We start from the raw sequence: 4,367 nt of genomic DNA on the forward strand, positions 1-4,367 counted from the left end.
CTGATAGAGTTCCAGGGCACAGTGGAAACCCCTGTACACCATATTGAGCTGAAGGGGCTGGTGTTCACACACACGGCCCGCACGTTCATGGAGACCCGCGAACCATTGCTCCGTAGCGATTGGACGATTTATCGCGGGGGAGCGGTGTTCCTGACCGGCGCCGAGGATTGCGCTGTGGAAAACTGCCGCTTCGACCAGGTGGGCGGCAACGCGGTGTTCATCAGCGGTTACAACCGGCGCATCCGGGTGACGGGCTGCCATATCGTGGCGGCTGGCGCCAGTGGCGTTTGCGTCGTGGGACTGCCCAAGTCGGTCCGCTCACCTTTATTCAGGTATGACCAGACTCTTTCCCTGGAGGAAATGGATCACACCCCTGGCCCAAAAACACCAGACTACCCGGCTGATTGCCTGATCGAGGACTGCCTCATCGAGCGGATTGGCCGATTCGAGAAGCAGACGGCCGGCGTCAACATTTCCATGGCGGAGTCGATCACCGTCCGACACTGTTCCATTTACGACTGTCCGCGGGCGGGCATCAACATCTGTGATGGGACGTTTGGAGGCCACCTCATCGAATTTTGCGATGTGTTCGACACGGTCAAGGAGACGGGCGACCACGGCTCCTTCAACTCCTGGGGACGCGATCGCTTCTGGCATCCCGACAGGAATGTGACGGTCGAATGGGTCCGCAAGTATCCCGACATGCCGAAGTGGGATTGCTGGAAAACCATCGTCCTCCGTTACAACCGCTGGCGGTGCGATCACGGCTGGGATATCGACTTGGACGACGGTTCCTCGAATTACGAAATCTACGGCAATTTGTGCCTGGCAGGCGGCATCAAGAATCGCGAGGGATACGATCGCGTCGTCCACAACAACATCATCGTGGGCAACACGTTCCATCCGCATGTCTGGTATCCCCAATGCCGCACGTCGTTCGTCCACAACATCGTGTGGCAGGATCGCTATCTCCCTGCCCGCATGACGCGGACAGACCAGGGGGATTTGTTGGACTACAACCTGGTCCATTCCCCGGGGACGGAGGAGCCGCGTCCAGCGCGTGGCCTCCAGGCCTTTGGCGGAGACGTCCATTCACTGGTGGCTGACGCCCGATTCGTGGATCCGTCGCGCGGTGACTTTCGAGTTCGGGAGGATTCGCCAGCGCTGACGCTTGGTTTCAAGAATTTTCCGATGGACCAGTTCGGTGTACAAAAGCCGTCTTTGAAGCGCATCGCCCGCACGCCGCCACTTCCAGAGGTGGTATCACGCCCCGTCGAACCCCCACAGCCAGCCAGAGACGAGGCGAGCGTGCGCCAGTGGATGGGGGCTCAGGTGCGACAGATCCAGGGGCTGGGCGACCAGTCGGCCTACGGTTTGCCGTCTCCGCACGGGGTCGCGATTGTGGCGGTGACGCCCGGCTCCCCCGCCGATCGTGCCGGTTTGCGGCCGGATGACGTGATCGTCTCATGCAATGGAAAGCCTGTGCAAACCGTGGCTGACCTCATGCGATTGGGCCGAACAGCAGGGGGACAGCCGCTCCATCTTCACGTTATCCGCAACCAGAAGGAAATGACCGTCACGATGACACGGTGATGTGGCGAAGAAGCGGTGCGGAAACGATTCGCTGTCTCCAACTCGGACATAACACAGGATCGCTTGTTGCGCCGCGATGGCCTGGGTCGTTGTCTGGGGAGATAGACGCGTTCGGTAAACCACGCCCCAATTCACCCACCCCGGCTGAAAAGCCGTTAACCGTGTCGGCATATCACAACCACCGGGGAGGTGGAACAGCTTCCGGGAGAAATATTGTGGGGGAGAAAATATTCTCCGAATAGTACGCGGAAAACCCAGTGATCTTTACGGTCGCAGAGCTAAGCGCCTTCTCCGTGGTTCGCGAGTTTCTCCGGCGCTTATCCCGCCGGGAGGCCAGCAGGCCGCTTTTGGAGTGGCTTTAATGCGATGCGATGATTCGCCTCAATCTGAGGACTTGAGTAAGCGGGGTCTTGCCCAGATGGCGTAATTGGCCGAAGCGTCACGGGACGCCGGTCGGGTCACCAGTTGGATCCGCTCCTCTTCGGCAAGAGGAACGACGAGAAGTTGGGCAGGCTCCTTTCCCTGAATTTTCTTCTGGACGAGCACTTTTCCGTCGTTGCCTCGGATTTCAAAAATGACATCGCCGGCCAGACCCAACTCCGCATGGAGGCCAGCCCAGACTTCCAGACGGTCATACACTCCCGGCGGGATGAGATACGTGAGGGTTGTCGGTGTTCCCACGGCGATCGCGTCGTTGATCGGCCCCCGAGCCCATGCGCAGTCTGGGATCTGCATCCGAATCGCGGTGGGCTTCTTCCCGTCCTTCAGTACGACGCCCACCGTGGGATGTCCCCAATAAGGTTTGCTGAAGAAGGCGGATTGAGGCCAGGCGAGATTGGTCGCCTCCAGCGGCATCCGGGAGGATAGATCCACTTCTCGGAGCGGGCGAACGGCGTCGTCGTCGAACTGTTGTCGGGCAAGGCTGAGCGCTGTGTGCAACGCATCGGCTACGACCCGACCCACGAAGACTCCCGCTTTCTGCTGGGCTAGGGTGGCGGCTGGCTGATCATCTGCATAAAGGGCCTGCATGATGGGAATGACCTGGGAGCGTGCGAATACAATCGCTTCCTGCACTCGCCCCAAAAGATGAAAAGCCGCCTCATCCACCGAAGTGCCCAGAAGCCGAGGTTGATAACTGCCTAAATCCACGATGAACTGGGCGCTCTCCATCGGACCATGCATCGGCACATAGCGGTAATCACTTCCTTCCGGGGGTAGCACGAATTGCCGCATGAGCGTGAACATGTTATCGCCGGGGACGGAATGGGCAGGACAACCCCAATCTTCCAGCGTGTGCACCAGGGTCCCCAAAAAACGAGAACCGTCGGCCACGTCCCCTGCGCGGAGCTTCTCCACCGCTTGACCCAGGAAATGCCGGAGCAGTTCGTAACCCTGGGCCGCGTCTGGAGGGAGATGCAGTTCCACGAGGTAGAAGTCTTTGGGCCGGGATGGGAGCATCGCGTAGGGTCGGATCTCCGGCTTGCTGTAGACCAGGTCGGGGATGTAGCAGTACTCGCTGGCCAGCCGAGCGCCTTCCTCACCAAGCCACTCCCTTTCCCAGGAGGGAAGGGCGGCAACAGCCCCCTGGGTAATAGCGGCGTGGCCGCTGGACCAGCCGAGCGCCGCTTCCGGCAGCGTTCCCAATGCAGCCGCGGCGATGAACACCCATGCAACCGCACCACACAGGGGTCTTCGCTTCGCTATCATCACTCCCTCCGCAAGCGAATGTGTGTCAACTCGTAGGATGGCATCGCAAGACAAACGTTTCTTTGACGGTCTGGCAGCACCTGCGAGGCGTTATCTCGCCGGGGCCTTTTCGGGCTCTCGCCCTCATTCCCTATTTGTCAAGCCAAAGCGCTGGACAATGCCTTGGAGGATTGTTGGCCTGTAATGTAACGGCGGGGGCGTGCCGCGTCAACTTTTAGGCTTTTCTGATTTGGCCCCACTTTTGGAGGCCTTCGGGGAAGACCGAAAACTCCACGCGTTGTCGGGGGCATTCGTGAATGGCCCCGACCGGTGCATGCTGGTCGTGCCCGGGGGAGGCGGACATGCGCAATCCAATAGTGGGCCGACGGACCTGACCGGCCACATCGTGGACACCGGCTTTTCCAGTGAGGTCCGCGGAGGGTGGGAAACATCGATCCGCTGGTCACCACAATGGGCGTGAGCAACCCCTGAATGGCCAGTTGGTCCAGAGCGAGCACGCCCATCGCGATCAGAACCAGACCGCGCCCCCATCGCACGACGGGCGATGCCACGGACGACAGGGGAGACATGGGATTGTCCTGCCTGGGCTGCACGGTCTTCCACTCGTTGTCCTGATCCTCCCGGTCCCCTCCAACTCGCGCTGAACCAACGCCGAAGCCGATCCCAAATGACGCCCGCCACAGCCCAGCGACGCAGCATCGTGAAGCGGGTGCGGCCTTCAGCCCGGACCTTACAGCCGGTAGATAAACTCTTTAGCCTGCCGGAGTTCGGCCAGCGGATCGCCTTCTCCGGTGGGGCGAAGGATCAGATGCCCCTGATAGCCAACTTTCTCAAGTGCAGTTAACACAGCGGGATAGTCAACATTTCCCTGACCAAGCGGCACCGGACGATAGCCTCTCCCCCCTGGGCGACTGGTCACATCCCCCGCATGAAAGGCGAGAATCCACCTCCCCAGCCTTTCGATCGCCTCGGTCGGGTCGTATCCATGCATGGCGAACTCCGCCGGGTTGACCTCAGCCCCAATCCCTCCTTCGATGGACCGACTTGGTTTGGGGGCGTTGGTGTTT

At 60.4% G+C, this 4,367-nt stretch carries 3 protein-coding genes; 1 reads left to right on the top strand and 2 read right to left on the bottom strand.

Annotated elements, in window-relative coordinates; all coding sequences use genetic code 11:
- Nucleotides 1-1,593 (top strand): PDZ domain-containing protein (locus H5U08_RS11115; protein WP_297032992.1); only part of this gene is annotated, 1,593 nt, incomplete at its 5' end.
- Between the two features lie 381 nt (nucleotides 1,594-1,974).
- Here H5U08_RS11115 and H5U08_RS11120 read toward each other — a convergent pair.
- Complete coding sequence (locus H5U08_RS11120; RefSeq protein WP_297032994.1) at nucleotides 1,975-3,300, bottom strand: NPCBM/NEW2 domain-containing protein; 1,326 nt, start codon at nucleotides 3,298-3,300, stop codon at nucleotides 1,975-1,977.
- 730 nt (nucleotides 3,301-4,030) lie between these two features.
- On the bottom strand, nucleotides 4,031-4,367 hold a 337-nt coding region (locus H5U08_RS11125), incomplete at its 5' end, for a TIM barrel protein (RefSeq protein WP_297032996.1).

This window comes from Thermogutta sp. (genome assembly GCF_014359955.1).
Classification (GTDB): domain Bacteria; phylum Planctomycetota; class Planctomycetia; order Pirellulales; family Thermoguttaceae; genus Thermogutta.

Bases quoted from the DNA above. Each gene is read 5' to 3' on its own strand.
- H5U08_RS11120 (WP_297032994.1), bottom strand. From the start codon at position 3,300: ATGATAGCGAAGCGAAGACCCCTGTGTGGTGCGGTTGCATGGGTGTTC.